Origin of the sequence: Desulfonatronum thiodismutans (assembly GCF_000717475.1) — a bacterium.
GTDB lineage: Bacteria > Desulfobacterota > Desulfovibrionia > Desulfovibrionales > Desulfonatronaceae > Desulfonatronum > Desulfonatronum thiodismutans.
The window spans coordinates 182,964-206,336 of sequence record NZ_JPIK01000012.1; the positions used below are offsets into that span (position 1 = coordinate 182,964).

The 23,373-nt window shown below is 59.7% G+C and carries 23 protein-coding genes; 15 read left to right on the forward strand and 8 right to left on the reverse strand.

The genetic code is table 11. The features are described from left to right. The first annotated feature begins 3 nt into the window (after positions 1–3). The 5 genes from GY33_RS0109360 to GY33_RS0109380 all read left to right on the forward strand — a co-directional run bounded on the left by GY33_RS0109360 (position 4) and on the right by GY33_RS0109380 (position 6,071). Positions 4–795: an ABC transporter permease gene (locus tag GY33_RS0109360; RefSeq protein ID WP_031387084.1), complete on the forward strand. Its 792-nt coding sequence runs from the start codon at positions 4–6 to the stop codon at positions 793–795. Positions 796–825: 30 nt separating this feature from the next. Continuing rightward, entirely contained in the window at positions 826–1,971 is a 1,146-nt protein-coding gene (locus GY33_RS0109365; protein ID WP_031387085.1) for an extracellular solute-binding protein, read from the forward strand. Between the two features lie 222 nt (positions 1,972–2,193). Then, on the forward strand, positions 2,194–3,309 hold the full coding sequence (locus GY33_RS0109370; RefSeq protein ID WP_031387086.1) for an ABC transporter ATP-binding protein: 1,116 nt from the start codon (positions 2,194–2,196) through the stop codon (positions 3,307–3,309). Next, a complete protein-coding gene (locus tag GY33_RS0109375) occupies positions 3,306–4,436 on the forward strand; it encodes a proline racemase family protein (RefSeq protein WP_035271713.1) in 1,131 nt (376 codons plus the stop codon). The genes GY33_RS0109370 and GY33_RS0109375 overlap by 4 nt, the downstream gene beginning before the upstream one ends. 18 nt (positions 4,437–4,454) lie before the next feature. After that, positions 4,455–6,071: an amidohydrolase gene (locus GY33_RS0109380; protein WP_035271715.1), complete on the forward strand. Its 1,617-nt coding sequence runs from the start codon at positions 4,455–4,457 to the stop codon at positions 6,069–6,071. A 207-nt stretch (positions 6,072–6,278) separates the two neighbouring features. Here GY33_RS0109380 and GY33_RS0109385 read toward each other — a convergent pair whose 3' ends face one another. Both GY33_RS0109385 and GY33_RS0109390 read right to left on the reverse strand, forming a co-directional pair. Beyond that, positions 6,279–7,574: a HipA domain-containing protein gene (locus GY33_RS0109385; protein ID WP_035271717.1), complete on the reverse strand. Its 1,296-nt coding sequence runs from the start codon at positions 7,572–7,574 to the stop codon at positions 6,279–6,281. Next, the gene (locus GY33_RS0109390; RefSeq protein ID WP_031387090.1) at positions 7,574–7,828 is read right to left on the reverse strand and encodes a helix-turn-helix domain-containing protein; all 255 of its coding nucleotides are present in this window, start codon (positions 7,826–7,828) and stop codon (positions 7,574–7,576) included. The genes GY33_RS0109385 and GY33_RS0109390 overlap by 1 nt, the downstream gene beginning before the upstream one ends. A 357-nt stretch (positions 7,829–8,185) precedes the next feature. On the opposite strand from GY33_RS0109390, the gene larB reads away from it, so the two are divergent. The 4 genes from larB to minE all read left to right on the forward strand — a co-directional run bounded on the left by larB (position 8,186) and on the right by minE (position 11,160). Continuing rightward, positions 8,186–8,962, forward strand: a complete 777-nt coding sequence (gene larB, locus GY33_RS0109395; RefSeq protein ID WP_031387091.1) for a nickel pincer cofactor biosynthesis protein LarB — start codon at positions 8,186–8,188, stop codon at positions 8,960–8,962. 385 nt (positions 8,963–9,347) lie between these two features. Further along, entirely contained in the window at positions 9,348–10,031 is a 684-nt protein-coding gene (gene minC / locus GY33_RS0109400; RefSeq protein ID WP_035271719.1) for a septum site-determining protein MinC, read from the forward strand. 66 nt (positions 10,032–10,097) lie between these two features. Continuing rightward, a complete protein-coding gene (gene minD, locus GY33_RS0109405) occupies positions 10,098–10,904 on the forward strand; it encodes a septum site-determining protein MinD (RefSeq protein WP_031387093.1) in 807 nt (268 codons plus the stop codon). Between the two features lies 1 nt (position 10,905). Next, positions 10,906–11,160, forward strand: coding sequence for a cell division topological specificity factor MinE (minE, locus tag GY33_RS0109410; protein WP_028572806.1), 255 nt, complete (start codon positions 10,906–10,908; stop codon positions 11,158–11,160). Positions 11,161–11,294: 134 nt separating this feature from the next. Here minE and GY33_RS0109415 read toward each other — a convergent pair whose 3' ends face one another. Genes GY33_RS0109415 through GY33_RS19785 form a run of 3 tightly spaced genes read right to left on the reverse strand, consistent with a single transcriptional unit; the run spans position 11,295 to position 14,268 of the window. Beyond that, entirely contained in the window at positions 11,295–12,662 is a 1,368-nt protein-coding gene (locus tag GY33_RS0109415; RefSeq protein WP_031387094.1) for a sigma-54-dependent transcriptional regulator, read from the reverse strand. After that, positions 12,659–13,264 carry a hypothetical protein gene (locus GY33_RS0109420; protein WP_031387095.1) on the reverse strand — a complete coding sequence of 202 codons (606 nt, stop codon included), beginning with the start codon at positions 13,262–13,264 and terminating at the stop codon, positions 12,659–12,661. Before GY33_RS0109420 ends, GY33_RS0109415 begins: the two co-directional genes overlap by 4 nt. Positions 13,265–13,269: 5 nt before the next feature. Next, positions 13,270–14,268 (reverse strand): HAMP domain-containing sensor histidine kinase, encoded by a 999-nt coding sequence (locus GY33_RS19785; RefSeq protein WP_161788460.1) that lies wholly within the window; start codon positions 14,266–14,268, stop codon positions 13,270–13,272. Between the two features lie 778 nt (positions 14,269–15,046). Between GY33_RS19785 and GY33_RS0109430 the strand changes: the two genes are divergently transcribed. From GY33_RS0109430 to GY33_RS0109440, 3 genes are all read left to right on the forward strand, one after another. Continuing rightward, positions 15,047–15,292 (forward strand): hypothetical protein, encoded by a 246-nt coding sequence (locus tag GY33_RS0109430; protein WP_031387097.1) that lies wholly within the window; start codon positions 15,047–15,049, stop codon positions 15,290–15,292. 252 nt (positions 15,293–15,544) lie between these two features. Further along, positions 15,545–15,814, forward strand: a complete 270-nt coding sequence (locus GY33_RS0109435) for a hypothetical protein (protein WP_031387098.1) — start codon at positions 15,545–15,547, stop codon at positions 15,812–15,814. 382 nt (positions 15,815–16,196) lie between these two features. After that, complete coding sequence (locus GY33_RS0109440; RefSeq protein ID WP_031387099.1) at positions 16,197–16,868, forward strand: TIGR04211 family SH3 domain-containing protein; 672 nt, start codon at positions 16,197–16,199, stop codon at positions 16,866–16,868. 326 nt (positions 16,869–17,194) lie between these two features. On the opposite strand, the gene GY33_RS0109445 is transcribed toward GY33_RS0109440, so the two are convergent. Genes GY33_RS0109445 through cbiE form a run of 3 tightly spaced genes read right to left on the reverse strand, consistent with a single transcriptional unit; the run spans position 17,195 to position 20,307 of the window. Next, the gene (locus GY33_RS0109445; protein WP_031387100.1) at positions 17,195–18,181 is read right to left on the reverse strand and encodes a GDP-L-fucose synthase family protein; all 987 of its coding nucleotides are present in this window, start codon (positions 18,179–18,181) and stop codon (positions 17,195–17,197) included. Positions 18,182–18,190: 9 nt separating this feature from the next. Continuing rightward, on the reverse strand, positions 18,191–18,979 hold the full coding sequence (cobM, locus tag GY33_RS0109450) for a precorrin-4 C(11)-methyltransferase (protein ID WP_031387101.1): 789 nt from the start codon (positions 18,977–18,979) through the stop codon (positions 18,191–18,193). Then, positions 18,976–20,307, reverse strand: coding sequence for a precorrin-6y C5,15-methyltransferase (decarboxylating) subunit CbiE (cbiE, locus tag GY33_RS0109455; RefSeq protein ID WP_031387102.1), 1,332 nt, complete (start codon positions 20,305–20,307; stop codon positions 18,976–18,978). Before cbiE ends, cobM begins: the two co-directional genes overlap by 4 nt. 173 nt (positions 20,308–20,480) lie before the next feature. Here cbiE and GY33_RS0109460 point away from each other — a divergent pair, with 173 nt between their 5' ends. From GY33_RS0109460 to GY33_RS19790, 3 genes are read left to right on the forward strand one after another with little or no spacing between them, the layout of a single operon-like run. Further along, positions 20,481–21,050 (forward strand): helix-turn-helix domain-containing protein, encoded by a 570-nt coding sequence (locus GY33_RS0109460; RefSeq protein WP_031387103.1) that lies wholly within the window; start codon positions 20,481–20,483, stop codon positions 21,048–21,050. A gap of 48 nt (positions 21,051–21,098) precedes the next feature. Beyond that, positions 21,099–22,751 carry an AMP-binding protein gene (locus GY33_RS0109465; protein ID WP_031387104.1) on the forward strand — a complete coding sequence of 551 codons (1,653 nt, stop codon included), beginning with the start codon at positions 21,099–21,101 and terminating at the stop codon, positions 22,749–22,751. 48 nt (positions 22,752–22,799) lie between these two features. Further along, positions 22,800–23,360 carry a 3D domain-containing protein gene (locus tag GY33_RS19790; RefSeq protein ID WP_051822472.1) on the forward strand — a complete coding sequence of 187 codons (561 nt, stop codon included), beginning with the start codon at positions 22,800–22,802 and terminating at the stop codon, positions 23,358–23,360. Positions 23,361–23,373: the final 13 nt, after the last annotated feature.

Below are 23,373 nucleotides of genomic sequence, written 5' to 3' on the forward strand. Positions count from 1 at the left end.
GCCATGAAACTTCCCTTTTCCGGCTGGTCCCTGATCCGACTGTACACCATCCTGGTGTACCTGTTCATGTTTTTGCCCATCGTGGTGGTGATCGTCCTTTCCTTCAACCCGCAGCAGTTCGCCAGTTTCCCGATGCAGGGCTTCAGCCTGAAGTGGTACGTCCAACTGGCCCAGAACGAGGCCATTCTGCGGGCTTTCAAGAATTCCCTCGTCCTGGGCACACTCACCGCGTTGATCGCCTCGGCCATTGCCGTGCCCGCGGCCATGGCCTTTGTCCGTTACAGCTTCAGGGGCAAGAACACCTTGAACACCCTGCTGCTCGCGCCGATCATGATCCCGGAAGTGGTTCTGGGCGTGGCCCTGCTGCTGTTCATCCGCTGGCTGCAACAACCCAAGAGCTTCGCCCTGCTCCTGGCAGGACACGTGATCCTGACCCTGCCCTACGTGCTGCTCATCGTGCAGGCCCGGATGGTCAGCATCAAGCGGGTCTACGAGGAGGCCGCCCTGTCCTTGGGCGCCAGCCCGCTCCAGACCTTCAAGGAGGTCACGCTCCCGCTGCTCATGCCCGCGGTCCTGGCCGGGATGCTCTTCTCCTTCACCATTTCCTTCGACGACATCACGGCCACCCTGTTTTGGGCCACGGCGGAGCACCAGACCGTGCCCGTGCGCATCTTCGGCATGCTCCGCCATTCCATCAGCCCCGAAATCAACGCCCTGGGCACGGTGATGATCGTCTTCACGATCATGACCCCGCTCTTGGCCGGGTATTGTATTCGGAGGTTTTCGAAGAATTGAACCATGAACCCATAACCCCAGGAGGGAACCATGCAGAAACAACTCAATGACGTTCGTGAACGGTACGTGTCCGGGGATCTGTCTCGACGGGACTTCGTCAAGTACTGCGCCGTAGCCGGCGTGGCCGCCGGATTGGTGGGCGGGCCGTTCGGCCTGGCGCGCCAGGCCCTGGCCCAGGGCAGCATTCGCTTCGACGGATGGGGCGGAACCACCTCCCAGGCATTCCGCCGGTACGCTTTTGAGCCCTTTACCCAGGCCACGGGCGTACGCGTGATTGACGGCGAATTCGGGGACATGGACACCTACCTGACCCGGGTCATCGCCTCCTTTCCTCCAGGCGGCGAGTTCAACTTGGCCCACTTAAGCGGCGTGTTCGACTACGCCCGCTACGTGGGGCTGGAGTTCAACTCCGCCCTGGATGAGTCCAAGATCCCAAACCTGGCCCTGGTCATGGAGTCCATGATCGCGCCCTACCGCAAGCTGACCCCGGAGGCCCTGTCCGCTGTGCCCTACAACCTGGGCCAGACCGGCATCGCCTACAACACCAAGCACATTTCCAAGGAAAAGGCCGAGGAACTGGGCGCCTCTCTGCTCTGGGACGAGAGCGTGCGCGGCAATCTGGGCAGTTGGGGCGACTGGCGGACGAACATCTGGTACGCGGCTCTGCATACCGGGCAGAACCCCAACGACATCCAGGATATGGACGCGGTCTGGGACGCCCTGCGCGCCCAGGTGCCCATGGTCAAGAAATACTGGGGCTCGGGCGCGGAACTGATGAGTCTGCTGGCCGGCGAGGAAATCTACGCCACCGTGGCCTGGTCCGGCCGCATCGCCCACTTGCAGAACGACGGCTACCCCATCGGCTTCCTGGCACCGAAGAACTGCTATTCCTGGCAGGAATGCATTTTCGTGATCAAGGGTACGGACCTGGATGTGGCCCAGCAATTGCTGGACTTCATGCTCGCCCCGGAAGCCTCCATCGCCGTGGCCGAAGGGCAGATGTACCCGCCCAGCCTTGACCCCACCAAGGTCGACCTGCCGGAGAGCATCCGCAAGCTGCCGGCCTTTGATCCCACGGGCAAACTGGACGGCTACCTCTTCGCCGATCCGCTGTACTGGAACGACAAACAGATGGAGTGGGCCGAGCGCTGGGATCGCATCAGAGCGACGAGTTAGTTTTCATCCGGAAACGGCCCTTTTTCCTTTTGGCTGCGTCACTCTGCGCAATTATTCGTCAACGTATTGATATACGCCTCTTCGTAATTGCTTGAGTTCCTTGCCAAAAGAAAAAACTGCTCGTTTCTGAATTGAAAACTGTCAGTAGGGGCGAACCCGCGGGTTCGCCCCTTATTCCAACCAGACACCTCCATCTAACCACAACCCAAACAGGCGACCACCGTGACGACCACCCCAGAATACGCTGTTCAGCTCAAAGGCATTTCCAAACATTTCGGCAAGGTTCAAGCCGTAAAACCCATTGACCTGAATATCGAGCAAGGCTCCCTGGTGACGTTGCTCGGACCCTCTGGGTGCGGCAAGACCACGATTTTGAGGATGATCGCCGGTTTGGAGCATCCTACCAGCGGAGACATCTTCATCAAGGGTCGGCGGGTCAACGAGGTGCCCATCCACAAGCGCAACCTGGGCATGATCTTCCAGAACTACGCCCTGTTTCCGCACAAGACCATTTTCGACAACGTGGCCTTTGGCCTGAAGTATCGAAGCGTGCCCAAGGACGAGATCCGGGAGAAGGTCCGTCAGGCCCTGGAATTGGTCCGCCTGCCGGACGTGGAAAATCGCCATCCGGCCCAGCTCTCCGGAGGTCAGCAGCAGCGCATCGCCCTGGCCAGGGCCATTGTCATCGAGCCGGACGTTCTGCTGATGGACGAGCCCCTCTCCGCCCTGGACGAGAATTTGCGCGAGGAAATGCGTCGCGAGATCGACAACTTGCAGCAGATGATCGGCGTGACCACCATTTTCGTGACCCATGATCAACGTGAGGCCCTGAGCATGTCGGACAAGATCGTGGTCATGCACGACGGGGTCTTGCAGCAGGAAGGTCCGCCGGAAGAGGTCTACAACCATCCGGTGAACCGGACCGTGGCCGATTTTCTGGGCACGTCCACCTTTTTCCCGGCCACGGTTTTGGGCCGGGAAGACGGCTTGTATAAAGTACGCCTGGACGACGGGACGCTCTTTCTGGTCAAGAACGGCCGCGATTGGACCGACCAGAGCCGGGTGGAACTGGTGATCCGGGCCCAGAAGCCGAACATCGTTCCGGCCGGGGAGGACGAGGCCATGGACCAGCCGAACCACTTTTCCGGGAAGATCAAGGACCGCAGCTACATGGGCGGCGAGGTCAGCTACTTCGTGGAACTGAAAAACGGCCTGGAGTTGCACGTGGTCACCCTGGGCGATCAGCAGCCCATGAAAATCGGCCGCCGGGTGGACGTGCACATTCCCCCGGACCACTGCGGACTGCTCCCCGCGTCTCCCGCTTCTCTCGGTTCATGAACGCATCCTTGCGAGCCGAGGACGTCTCCCGCGCCTTCTTCGCCAGGCACCCCCGCCGCGTCCAGACCGTGGACTCCCATACCGGCGGCGAGGCCACCCGCCTGATCGTCTCCGGAGTTTGCCCGATTCCAGGGCCAGTCCCAGGGCCAATCCCAGGGCGGTCCATGGCTGAAAAGCGGCGCTGGTTTCAGGACAATCTGGATCCCGTCCGGCTGCGGCTGACCCGTGAGCCGCGCGGCCACCGGGACATGGTGGCCGCGGCCCTGACCGATCCGGTCTCGCCGGGCGCGGCCTTCGGCCTGATCTACATGGACGCCTGTCGCTATCCCCACCTCTGCGGCCACGCCACCATCGGCGCGGTGACCTCCATGCTGGAACTGGGACTGCTTGATCCAGGCCGCGGCCCGAACGACACTCGGATTCAGCAGTCCTCCGAAGACCCGCTCGTCCTAACCCTCGTCGTGGACACGCCTTCAGGTCCCCTGCCCGTCGAGGCCCGATTGGACCCAACGGACACGTCCCGCGTGTCCAGCGTGACCCTGACCTCGGTCCCGGCTTTCGTATTTGCCGAAAACGTCTACCTGGACGTCCCGCCCCGGCTCTTCGGCCTGGAACGGCTGCGCGTCGATCTGGTCTGCGTCGGCGGCTTTTTCGCCATGGTGGATCTGGATCAGCCGGGGTTGGAGATCGGCACGGCCTCTTCACGCCGGATCATCGACCTGGGCATGGAGATCATCCGCCTGGCCAACGAGCAGGTCCGCGTCCATCACCCCCTGCGCCCGGAAGTCGCCACCGTGGACGTGACCGAGTTTTACCGGCACACTGGACGACGCGAAGGGCACGGTTTCGTGGTCTACGGCGAAAGCCACCTGGACCGCTCGCCCTGCGGCACCGGAACCACGGCCAAGCTGACCCTGCTGCGCCACAAGGGGCTGCTCACGGACGACACGGAGTACGTGAACTCCGGACCGTTGCGGACCACGTTCACGGCGCGTGTCCATGAACAGACAACTGTGGGGGATTATCCCGCGATCACCGTGCGCTTCACCGGCAGCGCGCACCTTACCGGGCTGCATGAATTCGTCCTGGATCCCAACGACCCCTTTCCCGAGGGGTATCTCTTGTGAGAACCCCTGTGAGGACCAATGTCCCAACCTGACCTGATCCTGGAAAACGCCCGGATACGGACCATGGACCCGGCCATGCCCTGGGCCGCCTCCCTGGCCATGCATGCCGGGCGAATTGCTTCCGTTTCTCCGGACCGGAGACATCCCGAACCGGCCTTTGCCAAGGCCCGTCGGATCGACCTGGAAGGGCGGCTGGTGCTGCCCGGATTCTGGGATTCCCATTTCCATTACTACCAATGGGCCATGGGCCGACAGGGCGCGGCCCTGGACCAGGCCCGGAGCTTCGGACAGTGCATGGACCTTCTGCGGGAACTGGCCTCGCGGCCCGGGGAAGGCTACTGGATACAGGGACAGGGTTTTAATGAGTCCGACTGGCCGGAAAACCGTCTGCCGCTGCGCGGAGATCTGGACAAGGCCTGTCCGGACCGGCCCGTGCTGATCTGGCGCTGCGATCTGCACCTGGCCGTGGCCAGTTCCAAGGCCCTGGAACTGGCCGGGGTGGACGAGGTTGTGGCGGACCAGCATTCGGGTCTGATCGAGCGGGACCAGCAGGGCCGCCTGACCGGCATTCTGCGCGAGGAGGCCGTGAACTGCGTCAAACGCGCCATCCCCGAACCGACCTTCGCCCACACCAGGGAAGTCATGGACCGGGCTCAGGCCGGGCTGCACGCCCTGGGCATCACCGGGGTGCATGACGTGCGTCTGGCCGGAAACATCTCCGAATCCGCGCTGACCTTTCGGGTCTGGCAGGCTTTGCGCCAGGAGGAGCGGCTGAACCTGCGCTGCTGGACCAGTCTGCCCGGCGAAAACCGGGCCACGGCCGCGGAAATCGGCCTGCGTACCGGGCTGGGCGATGCGTATTTGCGTCTGGGCCACCTGAAATATTTCATGGACGGCGGCATGGGCGCCCGGACGGCCTGGATGCTGGAACCGTACCTGGACACCGGGAACACCGGGCTGTGTCTGATTCCGCCCGAGGAAATGCTCCAGGAAGTCCTGCTGGCCGAAGAGGCCGGGCTGGCCGTGATGGTCCACGCCATCGGGGACCGGGCCGGGCATGAACTGGTGGGCGTTTTCGAGGAAGTCCAGCGCCGCCGCCCCCCCTCGGCCATGCCCCTGGCCCTGGAACACCGCATCGAGCATGTCCAGGTGCTCCGGGAGGAGGACATCCGCCGCCTGGCGGCCCTGAACATGCCGGTCACGGCCCAGCCGCCGAACATGATCCTGGACATCAACATGATCAACCAGTGCGCCGGAGACGTCGGCCGCCACGCTTACGCCTTCCGCTCCATGCTGGACGCCGGGCTGTGCCTCCTGTTCAGCTCGGATTGCCCGGTCTGCGATCCCAACCCGCTGGTGGGCATTCAGGCCGCCGTGACCCGTGCCCGGTCCGACGGGACGCCCGAAGGCGGCTGGCATCCGGAGCAGAAAATCAGCCTGGATCAGGCCGTGGCCGCCTACACCAGCTCCCCGGCCCGAGCCTACAACCTCGCCCACCACCACGGCGCGATCAAGCTCGGCGCGGCCGCGGACCTTGTGATCCTGGAACGGGACATCTATACTTGCGACCCCGCCGACATCGCCGCCACTCCGGTGGTCATGACCGTCTTCAACGGCCGGATCGTCCACGAATAATGCATTTGTTCTCCATCCCCACGGGATGGTTCATAATTGGTTGACAAAACGTAACGCCTTCTTTCTGGCATCCTTCGGTGTAAGGGGCTACAGGCTTACTTGTTTGGTTGATTTTGACCGCTAATGAGTATGTGTATGGTGTTCCTGGAACCTGGACTTGGTCCCGGCGGGAATTTCGGAACTTTCCGACTTTCCGAAACTTTTTCCTTAAAGCCTGACATGTGGAAGCTCTTCGGCGATGGCCAGGAGGCGTGTGGCATTCCCCTTGACCTTTGCCATCAGCTCTTGGGAAAAGTCCATTTCCGCTCCGTGCCGGACATTGTCCAGGGGCAAACTCCCCATACGTTCCAACGCCGCTGAACAGATTTTTTTCAGGCTGGTCGCCACCTGGCGCAGCGGCAGATGGCTTGCGTCACAGAATTCCGCCAAGTCATAGGGCAAGATTTTTTCGGCAACAAATTCGTCTCCGATCGCCATGGCCAAATCCCGTTCGAACTCATCTCCATAGATGTCGATGCTCAACAGATCGTAGCTCGGTGCCACGTCGATCCCTGATTTGCCGACAAAGAAAGAGATGTTCTTGCCATGCGCATCGCTGTTGCCGATCAGGATCTGGAACAGGGTCCAGTTCAGCAGATCTCTTCCGGCCAAGGCCGGAATGCGACAGTTCCGACTCGAAGCAAAGAGTTTCGGCAGGCTGACCCCCGTCCTTATGCGAGCCCCTTCCCCTGACTTGCCGAAAGGACGCTCATATTTGTAAGTTGGCGGCAGATTGAGCATCTGGCAGCCATCAATGAGATGCCGCCTGTCTACCTTATCCCCCAACCAGCGCCGATCGAACCGCTCGACGACCAGAACCGGCTCACCAAAACGCTGCAAGGAGACCTTGGCAACAGGCAGCTTGACCAACTCCGCCAGCTTCATGCAGAGGAACTCGTTGATTATCATGTGCATATCAGGTCGCCGACCAAACTTAAGAATATGCGTCGAAGCCAGTTCGCCCTCGCCGAATCCCATGGCGCCGTCGGGCCTGATCATGATCGGCAGTTTATCTTGAACGCCGGTGACCGATAGGCGATGCCTGCCATCCCAGTTGGCAATGGAAATCCTTTGGCGCTGTGCAATCCGCTCGGCCAGTTCCTCTGCGCCGACCTCACGAAATTCAGTTGGCCGAGGCTCCTGGTCGGTGCCATGATATTGAAAAGTCAGCGCCCCGGTCGTCTCGGTACCAATCAATGCAACAAGACCAAAGACATTGCTCTTGGATATCTGGTTGTCGACCGAAAGTTCTTCCAGCCACTTACCTTCCGGAAGGAGATTGGAAAGAAAGCGCTTTACTTTCTCGGATTCGCACTCTCCCGGCTTTAGATGCGGCGATATGGCATACCACTGGCCATTGAGCCATGATGGGGCATACTCCAGGCCGTAGCGATCGTCCTTGCCCTCAAAGGTTGCCAGACCCAGTGGTTCGCGATTCAGAAATACGGACAAGGCCGCCGCCATCACTCCTCCCAAGGTTCGACGCTGAGATGGATGCCGAGCATGCGGCAGACCGTCAGGATGCTGGAGAGTTTGACGTCTCCCCTGGCTGTTTCGATCTTGCTCAGGGTATCGACTGCGACCCCGCAAAATGCCGCGGCCTCATGCATTCCCAGCCCGGATTGGGTTCGGCGGGCACGAACGAACCTTCCCAGGGTCTCGGCGTCGAGGGGACCGCTTTGCACAGGTGTTGGCTTTTTTTTGATGACTTTTGGCATACCATTCTCCACAAAGTTGCTGCTAAGGCAGTATTTATGGCTTTGCGAAGCCCTTGTCAAATAAAATACCGCTAGAGCAGTAGGAAAAGGCATGGTGTTCTTGAGATCTGGTAATATACCAGTAGGGCAGTATTTTGTTTGGGGTTCTCTCTGGGAGGTTTTTGGGAACTTTTGAGTTGAGCAGGTATATCTTGCGGATTGGACCCCACCACAAACGAATAATTGACGAAATCGAACCTCGCATTGTAGTGCAAGGCTGATCGGACGCTGGATACGCTTCGCTTGTCACGCCTACACTCACCCCCCTGCTCCACCGGAATGCCGGATTGTGTTGCGCAGGCTGAGGAAAAGAATACGATGGAAAAAAACGAGATGCACCGCCTGCTGGACGATGTGGCCCAAGGACGGACCACGCCGGACAAGGCCCTGGACCGCTTGTGCTTCACGCCTTTTTTGGAGGTCGGGTGCGGCGTGAACCTGGATACCCATCGGGCCCTGCGCACGGGGCACGGAGAAACGGTTTTCGGTCAGGGAAAGGATCCCGAACAGATGGTCAGGGCCGTGGGCGGCTTGGCCGCTTCCGGGCAGCCGGTGCTGGCCACCAGGGTGAACCGGGAACAGTCCGAAGCGCTGTGCGCGGCCTATCCCCAAGGAACATACTGGCCCCGGGCCCGACTTTTCAGTCTGGGCGCGGAACTCCCCGTGAACGAGCCCTGGCCGAATCAGGGCGCGGTGGTCGTGGCCTGCGCCGGGGCCGCGGATCTGCCCGTGGCCCTGGAGGCCTTCGGCACGGCCGCGTTCCTCGGGCTGAACGCGGGACTGATCAGCGACGTGGGCGTGGCCGGACTGCATCGCCTGCAACCGCACATGGAGACCCTGTTTCAGGCCAAACTGCTGATCGTGGTCGCGGGCATGGAGGGGGCCTTGCCCAGCGTGCTGGCCGGACTGACCGGAAAGCCGATCCTCGCCGTGCCCACCTCCGTGGGTTACGGGGCAAGCTTCCAGGGGCTGGCCGCGCTGATGGCCATGCTCAACTCCTGCGCCCCGGGCATCGCCGTCCTGAACATCGACAACGGATACGGGGCGGCCTGCATGGCCGCGAAAGTCCTGGCCCAGTTCGAATTCGGTTCGTGATTGGCGAGGTGCTATTATATCCGCCGACCCCTGTTCCGTTACTCTGTTCCCATCAAAATCGAAATCGCGATCGAAATCGATATTTGAATCGGAACTGGAAAATCCCGTGCATCACCCCGTGATGACGCCATCTTCTTGGACATGACGTTCGATTTCGATCACGATTTCGATCACGATCACGATTTCGATTTCGATTCAGATAGCGGGCGAGGATCGAGAGCAAAGCTGCCTTGGACCGCACTCCCCCCTGGGCTGTTCCTCTGGGCTTGTCTTCAAGCGCATCCCGCTGTAAACCTTGCCGTCATGGCCCAGCACGACTTGCCTCCCCTCCACCCATCGTCACGCCGGCCGGGCGTCCTGTCCGGAAAGCGCCGGAAACCATTCGATGTCGGCTTTTGAGATCCGGGGCAAAGTCGCCCCCTGCACGCTGTTTCGTCCCTTGACGCCAAACCTGGAAGAACTGACCGCCGACGTGGACAGCCGTCTGAGCCAGACGCCGGAGTTCTTTCGCAACATGGCCGTCATCGTGGATCTGAGCGGCCTGGGGGAGTTGCGCGAAAGCATCAATTTGCAGGCCCTAGTCCGGACCTTGCGCGAAAAGGGTCTGACGCCCGTGGGCATCCAGGGCGGGAACGAATATCAGGAGCGCCTTGCCCCGACCCTGTACCTGGGGGTTTTCCCCGCCGGGAAACAAGCCTCTTCGCCAGTGCAGACGGAACAGCCCGCCTGCCCGTCCCAGGAGAAGCAGGCCATGCTGGTGGAAAAACCGGTCCGGTCCGGACAACAAATCTATGCCAAGGACCGCGACCTGATCGTCCTGGCCCCGGTCGGTCCGGGGGCCGAAGTCATCGCCGACGGCAACGTCCACATCTACGCTCCGTTGCGCGGCCGGGCCCTGGCCGGGGTGATGGGCAATGAAAACGCGCGCATCTTTTGCAAGGAGCTGCGCGCGGATTTGATTTCCGTGGCCGGGTTTTATCAGGTCAGCGAGGACCTGCCCGAGGACATGCTCGGACGCCAGGTCCAGGTTAGACTGGCCGGACATCAATTGCTGGTCGAGGCGATCTGATCCGTCCGCCGCCAATACTCGAAACACATTCAACACCCTGAACAGCGTTCTTGATCAGGAGGAACCGTGGGAAAAATTATCGTTGTCACGTCCGGAAAGGGAGGAGTCGGCAAAACCACCTCCAGCGCGTCGCTGGCCACCGGCTTGGCCAGACGCGGCTTTCAAACCGCCGTCCTTGATTTCGACGTCGGCCTGCGCAACCTGGATCTGATCATGGGCTGTGAGCGGCGGGTGGTCTATGACTTCGTGAACGTCATCCAGGGCGACGCCACGTTGAACCAGGCCTTGATCCGCGACAAGCGCGTGGAGAACCTCTACATCCTACCGGCCTCCCAGACCAAGGACAAGGAAGCCCTGCACCAGGACGGGGTGGCCAAGGTGCTGGAGGACCTGAATTCCCGCTTCGACTACGTCATCTGCGATTCCCCGGCCGGAATCGAACACGGCGCCCTGATGGCCATGCATTTCGCGGACGAGGCCATCGTGGTCACCAACCCCGAAGTCTCCTCGGTGCGCGATTCAGACCGTATTCTGGGACTGCTGCAAAGCAAGACCGTCAAGGCCAAGAACGGCGAAGTGATCAAGGAACACCTGCTGCTGACCCGTTACGACCCCGAACGCGTCCAACGCGGAGACATGCTCAGCGTGGAGGACGTTCAGGAAATCCTGGCCATTCCCCTGCTCGGGGTCATCCCGGAATCCAAGTCCGTCCTGACCGCTTCCAACTCCGGTGAACCCGTTATCCTGGACGAGGTCAGCGATGCCGGCCAGGCTTATGCCGACGCGGTATCCAGGCTGATCGGGGAAGACGTCGCTCACCGTTTCATCCAACCGGCCAAGAAGGGTTTCTTCTCGCGGTTGCTGGGGGGTTGAGATGGGTATTTTCAGCTATTTTCGATCCAAAAAATCCACGGCCCAGGTCGCCAAGAACCGCCTGCAAATCATCGTCGCCCACGAACGCGCCCAGAACTCGGGCTACGACTTCCTGCCCAGACTGCGCCAGGAAATCCTGCTCGTGGTCCAGAAGTACGTCCATGTGGAGCTGGAACACATCAATGTCGACGTGAACCGCGACGGGGACTGCGAAGTCCTGGAGTTCAACGTCACCCTGCCGGACAGCAAGTCATAGTCCCGTGGCCCCCTTGGGCATGCACGCGATGCGTCCAACCAGGACATCTGTTTTTATCAACGATTGCGGCCTCCTGCATCTTGTACGCTGACGGATGTTCTCCTCTTGCCGGCCACCGAGTTATTGATGGCGGCTCAGGATTTTTCCCCCCGCTTGGGAATATCAATCCCGTATTTTCGCACCTTGTAATGCATCGCCCTTCGGCTGATGCCCAGGAGGTCGGCGGCGTCCTTTTGCACCCAGTTCACGTGTTTAAGAGCGCGGATTATCGCGTTGCGTTCGCTTTCATCCAGGGAGAGCACCGAGGCTTCAGGCTGCTGCGCGGACGGCTCCACATGCAGGTCCTCGGCGGTGAGCACCGGTTTGTCCGACAACAAAGAGGAAACTTCCATAACGTGCCGCAATTCTCGGATATTGCCCGGCCAGGGATGCTTTTCCAAGAGGCGCAGGGCGGCTGTTGAGAGTTCAGGACACGGCATGTTGGACTGTTCGCAGAAGGATTGCAGAAAAAACTCCGCCAGAGCAGGAATGTCCTCCCGTCGATCCCGCAACGGCGGGACGTGCACCCGAACGACCTTGAGGCGGTAGTAAAGATCCTCACGGAACGTCCCCTGCCCCACCATGGCCGCCAAGTCGGCATTGGTGGCCGCGACAACCCGGCAATTGACCGTGGTGGTATGCACATCGCCAAGCCTGCGCACGGTCTTTTCCTGCAGAAACCGTAGTAGCCGTGTCTGCATCTCCATGGAAATATTGCCGATTTCATCCAGAAACAGCGTCCCCTCGTTCGCCGCCTGGATCAGACCCTGCTTCTCCTGCAGGGCATGGGTGAATGCGCCCTTGATGTGGCCGAAAAGTTCACTTTCCAGCAACGTCGATTGCGTTGAACCGCAATCAACCACCACCAGTGGCCCGCTTGCACGTCTGCTCAACCGATGCAGCAACCGGGCGACAAGTTCCTTGCCTGTTCCGGATTCTCCCTCAACGAGCACGGTGACGTCACTTGGGGCAACACGCTTGATCAACGTCAACAGCTTGGCCATGGCCGGGCTTTGTCCCGCCACCAACCCGATATCCCTCATGTCGGAAGGGGCGAGGCTCGTCGTTCGGGTGCTCGGCCTTCCGGCAAGCACCTCCTTGACCTTGGCAACGAGCTCCCGCCCATTGAACGGCTTGGTCAGGTAGTCGGCCGCTCCTTGTTGGACGGACGCCACGGCTTCGGGGATGCGTCCGTAAGCCGTCAGCAAAATAACCGGCAATCCGGGCCATCCCTTCCGAACTTCTTTCAACAGTTCCTGGCCGTTCAGCCCGGGCATCCGGATATCGGAAAGCACCAGATCAACGGCCTGGTCGTGCAATTGCGCCAAGGCGTCCTGACCGTCCTGGGCGGTCAGGACGGAGAATCCGGCGGAAGCCAGCCGTGTCTCCAGGAGATGGAGAATGTTCGGGTCGTCATCCACCACCAGGACGCAATTTTCAACGAAATTTTCTTCTTGGCTCAATTGACAACTCCAGGCACGGAGAGTTGACGTTTTTGTTGCTCCAAAAACTGAAACAAGCCTTCCAGTTCCTCGACCTGGCTCCGCAGCAGAGCGACTTCTTCCCGTAACGCCGCGACCTGTCTGGACTTTACCTCGAATTCCGTTCGCAGCACTCGGCTATCCTGTCGCGCAGCATGGAATTCCAGGGCAAACTGGAGCACGGGGCGCATCAGATCCGGGTTCAGGGGCACGTCTCCAGCCCCGAGTCTCAAAGCGAGATGATCAAAATCGCGCAAATGCCGTTCAACCGCGTCCACGTCCTCAGCGGACAGCAAGCCGGAAAGAACGGCTCCCAGCATCGCCCTGTCCAAAATATCCACCTTATCCGTCTCCAGGGCAGCCCTGAGGAACAGCGATCGCGCCTCGACATAGCCCTCACGCTGGTAGGCGCTCAACGCCCGTGCCAGTCGATCGTGGCCCAGACTCCAGTCGACCTCGCCCAACGCAGGCCGAAGCAGGTCCTTGTCGAACCTCCACGGCGCCCCCCCGGAGGAACAGCCCAAGAGCGCCGTGATCAGCAAACCCGCCAGGACGAGAGCAATTGTTCGAAATGGTTGTCGCATAAGCCTTAGTCCCGATGGTTCATGACCAGGGGGAGCGTGAAACAGAACGCGCTTCCGGTTGATGACGTATCCTCCAGCCATATCTCTCCTGAATGCGCCTCGATGATCCGCCGGGAAATACTCAAGCCCAGCCCGGCTCCATCGGAAATTTTTTTGACGCCTTCTCCACGGTAGAAACGTTGAAAAACATATTTTCGTTCCCCCGGAGGGATTCCCGGACCTTGATCCATGACACAGGTTTTCACCATGCCGGATGCCTCCAGCACCGTAACGTTGATCGTGACCAATGAGCCACATGGGGCGAATTTCAGGGCATTTCCCAGCAGGTTGAAGAGCACTTGCTGAATATGTTCCTTGTCCGCCAAAACCCAAACCACTTCCTTCAGACGAGGCGGTTCGACGATTATGGATTTCTTCACGGCAATGGGTTGGATACGCAGGATGGCCTCGCGAACCAGATTTAGGAGGGGCAAGGCTTGCACGGAGAGGTCGATCCGCTTTGCACCCAAGTTGGAGATCTGCATCAATTTCGTAAGCAGATCAGAAAGTCTGTGCGCCTCTTTTTGCGCAATATCCAGGTAGGCTGACTGGCGTTGATCCACCGTTCCCAGAACCCCGTCCTGGACGAGACTGACGGCCTCCCGGATGCTTGTCAACGGCGTACGGATTTCGTGACTGAGCATGGATATGAATTCCGCGCGCACACGGGCTTCCACCTCCAGACGTTCGGCCATTTCGTTGAACGCCCCAGCCAACTCTCCCAGTTCATCCGAGGAATTCGTCTCGATCGGCCGGAACTCCTCATCATTGGCCATTCTGCTGATGCCCAGACGGATTTCCCGCAGTGAGCGATTCAAATGCAGGGCAATGCCAAGGCTCGTAGCAACACCCAAAAAAGTCATCGCCGCCAACCCCGTCAGCCCCCAACGGTATGCTGCTTCTCCTCGGTCGTAAATCTCCTGGACGCTCACATTGATCCGGTCAAAAATGCTCAGACGATCCATCGAAATCAGAGTGATCCACAGCTCTGTACGTTCTTCACCGGGCAATCCGGCATGTTCCCCATTGTGATGATAATTTGCAAGATCCGCATGTAAGAAGGAAATTCCCGGAGAAGGGTCACCTTGGCCGGCGAATGCACTCACTAATAAACGAAGGGTTTCCAAGTGATCCCAGGAGGCCGAAAGATACTCCTCCCGGCCCAAAATCTCGTACTTCCGAAAATTTTCAAGATAACTCAAAAGAGTATCCATGACCTGATCGGATCTTGCGACCCTGGCGAAATCTTCACTGACGATCCGTCCCGAAGTGGAGACGACATCCCTGATGCCCAAGAAGAGAGAAAAGATAATGATAGAGAAGCACGTAATCAGAGCGAGACTCCATACCAGGAGTTTCGTCGTTACCCCGATGCGCAACGGAATCGATGCCTTGCCCATTATCCCTCCCAGTCCGGTGTTGACCCGAGGCGCTTCGCCCAGTCCCTATCATGTCAGCCCACGCCACGGATCACAACCGCGATTATCCGATTCAATCCTTGCCTTCCGTCAGATGCGGATCACTTGAAGCTTTCGGTTTTCATATAAGTGGGGTGCAAAAAATGAAACCGAAGTACCGAAACTGCACGATAAGTCCTGGAAGGAAAGCAAAAAAACATTAAAATATACTAGATTACGTGTGGCATGCGGATTGCTTTGTCGAAGTTGTCTCCGGTCATTGGGGACTGGAGTTGTATTCGAATTGTCACGTCGTCAGGATGTGGCCTAATGAAATGGAGGTTGTATGAGAGGTTTTCTGACTGGAATCGTTTTGGGCTTCGTTTTTATGATTCCCTTTGCACTGGTCGCGGGAACGTTCGAAAAAGGGCAGGATATGATTGTTTGCATTCATGAGGGAAGCATGAGCATCGTGATCACGGAAGAAGAGTGCCCAGGTGAAGCCCGTGCGGGCACTCTCGTCGATGTGGCGAGCGAGCATGTCGATGTGCAGGTTGGCGAGGAAGTGTTCCGCGTGCCTTTGACTCAGTAACGGAAAAGCAGGTCCCGAAAGGCATTTTTCGCTTTCGGGACCCTGTGCCATAGCAGGAGATCGCCGTAAAGGTCGCCATCATTCATGGTAGAGGTGGGTGCCTGGTCATCCAAGTCAGTTAAAGCCCAGTTACGGTTGCCTCCTGCAGATGAGCAAGAACATCCAATGCCCTCAGCGGAAATGATCTCTCATGATTGCGTAACGAGATAATGCAGATGAATACTGGTTCTTATCCTTGAAGGAATGTCGATAATGAAAAAAAAATCCTGTTCCGCGGAAGATGTGGCCTCCGCATGCATTGAAAAAATTCACAGTACGCGACAACCAAAAGCTGTTTTTCTATTCAGCGGCACGGACCATCAAGTTGTCGGTGCGGAAACCAAAAAATATGCCCGGCTGCTCAAGACTCATCCGGATAATTTTCTCGGCATTTATGACTCACGGGCGACAATGGAGTGGCTGTGTGAAGATGTTTGGCACATGTTTCACAATTATGGCGCGAATATTGATGCTGAACAGTAATTTTCGAACGGACACGGCATCTGATCTTTCGTATGTTATTTATATTGAATATCCGTCATAATATTGGATAGAGCATCTTACTATAAATCAGATCAGAAGCATACTGAAGTCAGTAGGTATGTTTTCTTTCGCTGTAGATCAAAATACATGAAAGGACGAATACTCATTTTGGAGAAAAATGATGCCTTTTCATAATGTCATTGGCATGAGCATTGTCTTCCTTGCGTGCATGATCATCGCAATTTCATCGTTCTCACGAACAAACAAAGAGCATCCTGGAAAAGATACTCTGGCCGACAAGCGCTGACCGTGAAAACTCCACTAGAGAGGTGGTCCTGAAAAATCTCCGTTTAAACAAACCCTGATGGAGCTAAAAATAAACATGATGATGCTTTCGCGGATAGCCGCCCTTTTTTTTCTCTCGATCCTACTGAACGCAGACGATCTGTTTGCCAGATCCACATACGTCGCGGAACTGCAGCAGATTACTCAACGAACCGGTCCCTCCACTGACCATCGGATCGTAAAGATGCTGCCCTCCGGAGCCTTGCTGACCGTCCTGGAAGAAAGTGATGGATGGCTGCGCGTGCGGGATGCGGATGGCAGCACTGGGTGGGTACTGCAACGGTTCACCACAACCGAACTGCCTGCGCGACTGCAACTGGAACAACTACGGCAAGAACATGAAGACCTTCGAGAAACATCCGGCGGAGCTTTGGGCCGGATCGCCGAGTTGGAAGCGGCAAAGAATCAATTGGAAAGCGCCCTTTCTGAATCAATCAGAAACCATGATGTCCTGGAGCGGGAACACGCGACGCTGCTTACGGAAGCCGCCCATGTCGTGGAACTTCGTGAGCGCCATGACACCACCATGGCGCAATTGGAACAGGCGCAGATCAGGGTTCGACAACTCAGCTCCGATAACGAAGAACTCCGGGCATCCGAGCGTCTCCGCTGGTTTCTATTCGGTGGCGGGGTCGTTTTCACGGCTTGGTTTTTCGGCTTCTTGAGCGGACGGATGCAACGAAAACGCCGTGCCGGTCTGCAATACTGATCCCGGTCGTCCCAAAAAAGGCGTTGAAAAAATCCCAATTGTTGCGTCGCCTCGAAAAGTTCAAACTCTCACGTATCAATAACTACGCTTCGACCTTGATTCGATTGCCAGGACGGCAAATCGAAAATGTGGCGAAGTACAGCCCGTGAAGGCCGGACACAGGACGTGTCCGGTAGCTTTTCTTGCTCCTTGCACTTGGGGTTTTTGAACGGACTGCCGACAAGGGACTTTTTCAACACTCAGATAAGGGAAGACTTTATTCCAGTTCGGGATGCCGACTTCGACTTTTTGCGCGAAATTCCGCCCAGGGACTGTTTCAGATCAGCTCAAGCAGCGTCATTCGCGGCAGGCGATATTTTCTGGTTGGAAAGGAAATCCCGGTAGGTCGCCCCCAATCCCTCTCTCAAGCCGAAGGTGGGCTCCCAGCCCAAACCCCGCATCCGGGAGACGTCCAGCAACTTTCGCGGAGTGCCGTCCGGCTTGTCCGTGTCCCAGACGATCTCCCCTTCGTACCCGACGGTCTCGCGGACTATCCTCGCCAGTTCGCGGATGGTCTGGTCCTCGCCGGAGCCGATGTTCAGCAGCGGCGCGACGTCCTCCCTCAGCAGCCCGGCATAGTCCTCCTCGGGCGAATTCATTAGATACACGCAGGCTCGGGCCAAGTCGTCCACATGCAGAAATTCTCGGCGCGGCGCACCCGTGCCCCAGAGCGTGACGTGCGGCGCGCCGGAGACCTTGGCCTCATGGAACTTGCGGATCATCGCCGGGATGACGTGGCTGCCGGCTAGGTCGTAGTTGTCGTTGGGGCCGTAGAGGTTGGTGGGCATCACGGCCAAGAAGCGTGTGCCGTACTCCCGGTTGTAGGCCCAGCACATCTCGATGCCCGCGATCTTGGCCACGGCGTAGGGCCGGTTGGTGGGCTCCAGGGGACCGGTGAGCAGGTACTCCTCCTTCATGGGCTGGGGGCAGTCCCTGGGAAAGATGCAGGACGACCCCAGAAAGAGCAGTCGTCGCGTTCCGCAACGCCATGCCTCGTGGATCACGTTGGTCTGGATGGCCAGATTGACGTGGATGAACTGGGCCGGATAGGTGTTGTTGGCCAGAATCCCGCCCACCTTGGCCGCTGCCAGGAAGACGTAGTCCGGACGTTCTTGCTCGAAAAACCGGCGCACGGCCCCCTGGTCGGTCAGATCCAATTCCGAGCTGGTCCGCTGGAGAACGTTCCGACACCCTTTGGCCTCCAAAGCCCGAACCAGAGCCGAACCTACCAGGCCGCGATGGCCGGCTACGTAGATTATTGCGTCGTTTTGCATGGCGATGTGTTATTGCAGAGTTTGGTTCTTTTCGTTTTTTCGAAACCCATGTTCGAACTCCGGGGCGTAAAGTCTGGAGGAGGTGGCTAGTTCCTGGCTGGGAAGGACGAGGAAGATGGTCTGGCGTTCCCAGAGAGGTTTTGCCCCGGTCTTGGCCAGCTTGTCCAGGGTCAGGCGTTGGATGTCTTCCTCGGGCCAGCCGACGCGGTGGGCGGCGATGATCGTGGTGTCCGGAGGGTAGCCGCCGTCGAGCAGTTCCCGAGCCAGCTTTTGGTGGCTGGGGCCGCAGAGGTAGACGGCCAGGGCCGCCTGGTGAACGGCCAGCCTCCGCAGTTGTTCCAGTTCGGGGACCCTGGTCCGGCCGTCCAGGCGGGTCAGGATCAGGGACTGGCAAATCTTTGGAATGGTGAAGGACACGTTGGCCGCCGCCGCGGCGGCCATGGCCGCGGTTACACCCGGAACCACGGCATGGGAGATCCCCTCCGCGTCCAAAAGGCGGGCCTGTTCACGCACCGCGCCGTACAGGCCGGGGTCGCCGGTGTGCAGCCGGACCACTCGATGGCCCGAGCGGGCCGCGTCCCGAATCAGTTCATGGGTCTGGTCCAAGGTCAGTCCGGAGGAATCCACGATCCGGCATTCGGGCCCGGCCTCTTCCAGCATGGCCACCGGAACCAGGGACCCTGCGTAGATGATCAGGTCCGCTTCCCGGATCAGCCGTTGGGCCTTGAGGGTCAGCAGTTCCGGGTCCCCCGGACCCGCGCCGACGAAGTAGACGTTGGGGGTGGGTGTTGCACTCATGACATGGGCTTGCGACTGCTGAGCAGAAAGACGGGGTTTTGGGCGCTGATGCGCAGGTCGTCGGCCAGGGGAGCGCCGTGCCCGGCCTGGACCTGGACGATTTCCAGACCAAGGCCGCGGTGCTCCAGAAATGTTTTGGCCCGGTGCATGCTTCCCAGAAGCACGGTGGCGGCCACCAGCTTGCCGCCGGGCTTGAGCCTGTCCCAGGCTGATTCCAGAATATCCTTCGAAATATCACCCGGGCCGTGCCCCTGAATGTTTCCCGGGCTGTTTCCAGGGCTGTTTTTGGGGCTGCTTTCCGGGCTGCATCCTAAACTGCTTCCGAGGCCGCCGCCGAGAAAGATCCGATCCGGGTGGGGCAACGTTTCCAGACAGTCGGGCATCTGGCCGTGGACCACCTGGACCCAGAAGGCGTTGGTTCGCCGGACGTTCTCCCGGATCATCGCGACGCGGCGCTCCTCCCGCTCCACGGCCACCACGCCGCCCCTGGGCAGGAGCAGGCCGGCTTCGATGCCCACGGAACCGCACCCGGCCCCCAGATCCCAGAGCAGATGATCCGGCTCCAGGGCCAGGGCCGCCAGGGCTGCGGCCCGAATCGTCGGTTTGGTGATCAGGCCGCGCTCGTGAACGTAATCCTCTACGGCCATTCCCAGGGTCAGGGTGATTTCCGGCTCTCGGACCCGTTCCAGGAGGACGAGGTTCAACGGAGAGAAGGCCTGTTCGACGGCTTGTTCCAAGGAGTACGCTCCCCAATTCTGGCTGGGCAGTCCCAGGTCCTCGAAAACCCACATCTGAAAAATTTCAGCCCCGCGTTCCAGGAGCATCCGGGCCAGGGCCGCCGGGGCATGCCGCCCGTCCGTATACACGGCCACCCGATGGTTGCGGCCCAGGGCCGCGAATAACGACGCGGTTCGATCCCGACCGTGCAGGGAGACCGCCGGGACGTTCTGCCAAGCGATGCCCAGCAGCGCGGCGGCTGCCTGGAGCGTGGTGGTTCCGGGATGCAGCCGAACGTTTTCGCGCCCCAGACGGCGGACCAGCAGCGGGCCGATTCCGTAAAAACAGGGGTCCCCGCCCACCAGCACCACCACGCGGCGTCCGGCTTCCCAGGCCTGGTCCAATCGTTCCAGCGGCGAGGCTAGGGGAGCCTTGAGCACGACTCGTTCGCCCCGGAAATTCGGGAAGTCCGCCTGGATGCGTTCCCCGGCGGCCAGCATGTCCGCCTCCTGGATCAAGCGTTCCAGTTCCGCATGGCCATGCCGCGGCCCTTGTCCCAGTCCGACGACGTCGATGGGATGGCGGATCGGCTGGACATGATGGATGGACATGGTTCGGGCCTGGGGTTGCGCGAGGGCTGGATGCTGAATATGACAACCTTTCTTGACGGCTGGAGAACGTCTTGCCGGGCCGAAGGACCGTTTGTCAGGAATCCTTCACGGCAAGGCGAAATAGGTGTTCAACCGGACCGCCTCGGCGGTCATGCTTACCAAAGGTTCGGAACATGAGCAAAGAAAACGTCGGCGTCAGAATCCGCAACTTGCGGGAGGAGCGGGAAATCAACCGGGAGCAGTTGGCCGAGCGCACTGGTTTGGCTCCGGAATTCATCTCCCGCATGGAAGACTCCGGGGATGTCCCCTCCCTCGGCCCGTTGCTGAAGGTCGCCCGGGGCCTGGGCGTGCGGCTGGGCACCTTTCTGGACGATCAGGTCAGCCGCGATCCGCTGATCGTGCGCCTCGAAGAACGCCAGGCCGGGCTGAACATGCACAAGGACCACGGCGGTCCGCTGGCCCTGCGCTTCTTCCCCTTGGGCCTGGGCAAGACCGACAGGCACATGGAGCCCTTCTTCATCCAGGTGCTCCCCGACCCGGCCCAGGAAAAAAGCCTTTCCGCCCATGAGGGCGAGGAATTCATCGTCGTCGTATCCGGAGAGATCGAGCTGCGCTACGGCCGGGAGACCCAGCGACTCAAGGCCGGAGACTCGGTCTACTACAACTCCGCGATTCCGCATCACGTGGGAGCGGTGGGCCCGGAACCGGCGGAGATCTACGCGGTATTGTACATCCCTGAGTAACGTTCCGAACAGGTAGTTGCTCAACAAACGTCCATCTGGGGAGCATTCGTGGACAAGCCAATTCTTCGAGAAATCACCCTGGGCCGACTTCTGGACGAGGCCGTCAGGGACTATCCGGACAATGACGCCGTGGTCTACGTGGACCGCAACTTTCGCCTCACCTACCAGGAGTTCGGGGAGGTGGTGGATCAACTGGCCAAGGGCCTGATGCACCTGGGGGTGCAAAAAGGGGAGAAAGTGGCGGTCTGGGCCACCAACGTGCCTTACTGGGTGGCGCTGCAGTTCGCCACGGCCAAGATCGGCGCGGTGCTCCTGACCGTGAACACCAACTACAAATCCAACGAACTGGCCTATCTCCTGGAGCAGTCCGAGGCGGAGACCATCTTTCTGATCGACGGATTCCGGGATACGGACTACGTGGCCACGGTCAACGAACTGGTCCCCGAACTGCGCGTCGACGCCCGGGGGCACCTGCGCAGCAAACGTTTTCCGCACTTGAAGCGGATCTTTTTTCTGGGGCCGGAAAAACACCGGGGCATGTACTCCATTCCTGAACTGCTGGCCCTGGGGCACATGGTTTCCCAGGCCGACTATCTGGCCAGACAGGCCACGCTGGATCCCCACGACGTGGTGAACATGCAGTACACCTCCGGGACCACCGGCTTTCCCAAGGGGGTGATGCTCACCCACTACAACATCGCCAACAACGGCTTCTGGATCGGCGAGAACCAGCTTTTCACCCACAAGGACCGGATCTGCCTGCCCGTGCCGCTGTTTCACTGCTTCGGTTGCGTGCTGGGCGTGCTGGCCGCGGTCAGCCACGGCAGCACCCTGGTCATCCTGGAAGGGTTCAACCCGGTGCATGTGATGGCCTCGGTGGAGCAGGAGCGCTGCACGGCCCTCTACGGCGTGCCGACCATGTTCATCGCCGTGCTGGAGCACCGCCTCTTTCCCAAGTTCGACTTCAGCTCCCTGCGCACCGGAATCATGGCCGGTTCGCCCTGTCCGGTGCGGGTGATGCGCCAGGTCATGGAAAAGATGTACATGCGCGACATCACCATCTGCTACGGCCTGACCGAGACCTCGCCGGTGATGACCCAGACCCGGGTGGACGACGACGTCAACCGCCGGGTGGCCACGGTGGGTCGGGCCATGCCGGCCATCGAGGTCCGGGTGGTGGACCCGGAAACCAACCAGCCCGTGCCGCCGGGCGTCCAGGGCGAGGTCTGCTGCCGGGGCTACAACGTGATGAAGGGCTACTACAACATGCCCGAGGCCACGGCCCAGACCATCGACGCGGACGGCTGGCTGCACTCCGGCGACCTGGGCGTGATGGACGAGGACGGCTACCTGGCCATCACCGGACGGATCAAGGACATGATCATCCGGGGCGGGGAGAACGTTTATCCCCGGGAGATCGAGGAATTCCTGTACACCATGGAGGGAATATCCGACGTCCAGGTGGTGGGCGTGGCCAGCCGCAAGTACGGGGAGGAGGTGGGCGCGTTCATCGTTCCCAAGCCCGGCGTGACGCTTACGCCGGAAGAGGTCAGGGACTTCTGCCGGGGGAAGATCGCTCGCTACAAGACGCCGAGATACATCGCCTTCGTGGAGTCCTACCCCATGACCGCCAGCGGCAAGATCCAGAAATACAAACTGCGCGAAACCGCGGCCAAGCTGTTTCCCGAGGCCATGCGCTGACCGGAGGAGGCGGCCCGGTCTACGCCTCGCGACGCCACAGACCATCCCATGCGTTTTTCGCTCCCGATCATTCTCATCCTGGCCCTGACGAACGTTTACCTCCTGGTTCAGTCAGGCGCACGTGTCCAGGACATGGTGCCGCCTTCAGCCGAAGAGAGCCTGGTGAGCGCCGAGCATCAGTTGGAGCTGCTCAAGGCCCAGGACAAGATCACGATCCTCAAGCTGATGCTGGACCGCTACCGCGAGGCCAACACCCACCGGCTGCGCCTGACCGCCTACACGGCCAGGCCCGAGGAAACCAATGAAGACGTGGAAAACACCGCGATCATGCAGACTCCAAGACCCGGATGGACGGTGGCGGTTTCCCAGGACCTGCGGGGCTGGCTGGGCAAACGGGTCTACGTGGAAGGCTTTGGCGTGCGGTTCGTCGGAGACCTGATGAACCCCAGGTACTCGAAGTCCATCGACGTCCTGGTGGCCGACGTCGAGGAAGCCCGAGACATCGGCGTGATCCTGGACGTCTTCGTGACCCTGATCGAGCCCCTGCTCCCGGAGCACTACGACGGCGACTTCGATATCACGGCAGTGTTCAATTGGAATCGGGAATGACGGGTCAATCCCG

What these genes read in the sequence shown, in the direction of transcription:
- GY33_RS0109445 (WP_031387100.1), bottom strand. Translation starts at nt 18,181, where the DNA reads ATGCAAAACGACGCAATAATCTACGTAGCCGGCCATCGCGGCCTGGTA.
- GY33_RS0109420 (WP_031387095.1), bottom strand. Translation starts at nt 13,264, where the DNA reads ATGCGACAACCATTTCGAACAATTGCTCTCGTCCTGGCGGGTTTGCTG.
- GY33_RS0109360 (WP_031387084.1), top strand. Translation starts at nt 4, where the DNA reads ATGAAACTTCCCTTTTCCGGCTGGTCCCTGATCCGACTGTACACCATC.
- GY33_RS0109430 (WP_031387097.1), top strand. Translation starts at nt 15,047, where the DNA reads ATGAGAGGTTTTCTGACTGGAATCGTTTTGGGCTTCGTTTTTATGATT.
- cbiE (WP_031387102.1), bottom strand. Translation starts at nt 20,307, where the DNA reads ATGTCCATCCATCATGTCCAGCCGATCCGCCATCCCATCGACGTCGTC.
- GY33_RS19790 (WP_051822472.1), top strand. Translation starts at nt 22,800, where the DNA reads ATGCGTTTTTCGCTCCCGATCATTCTCATCCTGGCCCTGACGAACGTT.
- GY33_RS0109390 (WP_031387090.1), bottom strand. Translation starts at nt 7,828, where the DNA reads ATGCCAAAAGTCATCAAAAAAAAGCCAACACCTGTGCAAAGCGGTCCC.
- GY33_RS19785 (WP_161788460.1), bottom strand. Translation starts at nt 14,268, where the DNA reads ATGGATCGTCTGAGCATTTTTGACCGGATCAATGTGAGCGTCCAGGAG.
- GY33_RS0109385 (WP_035271717.1), bottom strand. Translation starts at nt 7,574, where the DNA reads ATGGCGGCGGCCTTGTCCGTATTTCTGAATCGCGAACCACTGGGTCTG.
- GY33_RS0109365 (WP_031387085.1), top strand. Translation starts at nt 826, where the DNA reads ATGCAGAAACAACTCAATGACGTTCGTGAACGGTACGTGTCCGGGGAT.
- GY33_RS0109375 (WP_035271713.1), top strand. Translation starts at nt 3,306, where the DNA reads ATGAACGCATCCTTGCGAGCCGAGGACGTCTCCCGCGCCTTCTTCGCC.
- cobM (WP_031387101.1), bottom strand. Translation starts at nt 18,979, where the DNA reads ATGAGTGCAACACCCACCCCCAACGTCTACTTCGTCGGCGCGGGTCCG.
- GY33_RS0109460 (WP_031387103.1), top strand. Translation starts at nt 20,481, where the DNA reads ATGAGCAAAGAAAACGTCGGCGTCAGAATCCGCAACTTGCGGGAGGAG.
- larB (WP_031387091.1), top strand. Translation starts at nt 8,186, where the DNA reads ATGGAAAAAAACGAGATGCACCGCCTGCTGGACGATGTGGCCCAAGGA.
- GY33_RS0109380 (WP_035271715.1), top strand. Translation starts at nt 4,455, where the DNA reads ATGTCCCAACCTGACCTGATCCTGGAAAACGCCCGGATACGGACCATG.
- GY33_RS0109435 (WP_031387098.1), top strand. Translation starts at nt 15,545, where the DNA reads ATGAAAAAAAAATCCTGTTCCGCGGAAGATGTGGCCTCCGCATGCATT.
- minE (WP_028572806.1), top strand. Translation starts at nt 10,906, where the DNA reads ATGGGTATTTTCAGCTATTTTCGATCCAAAAAATCCACGGCCCAGGTC.
- minC (WP_035271719.1), top strand. Translation starts at nt 9,348, where the DNA reads ATGTCGGCTTTTGAGATCCGGGGCAAAGTCGCCCCCTGCACGCTGTTT.
- GY33_RS0109440 (WP_031387099.1), top strand. Translation starts at nt 16,197, where the DNA reads ATGATGATGCTTTCGCGGATAGCCGCCCTTTTTTTTCTCTCGATCCTA.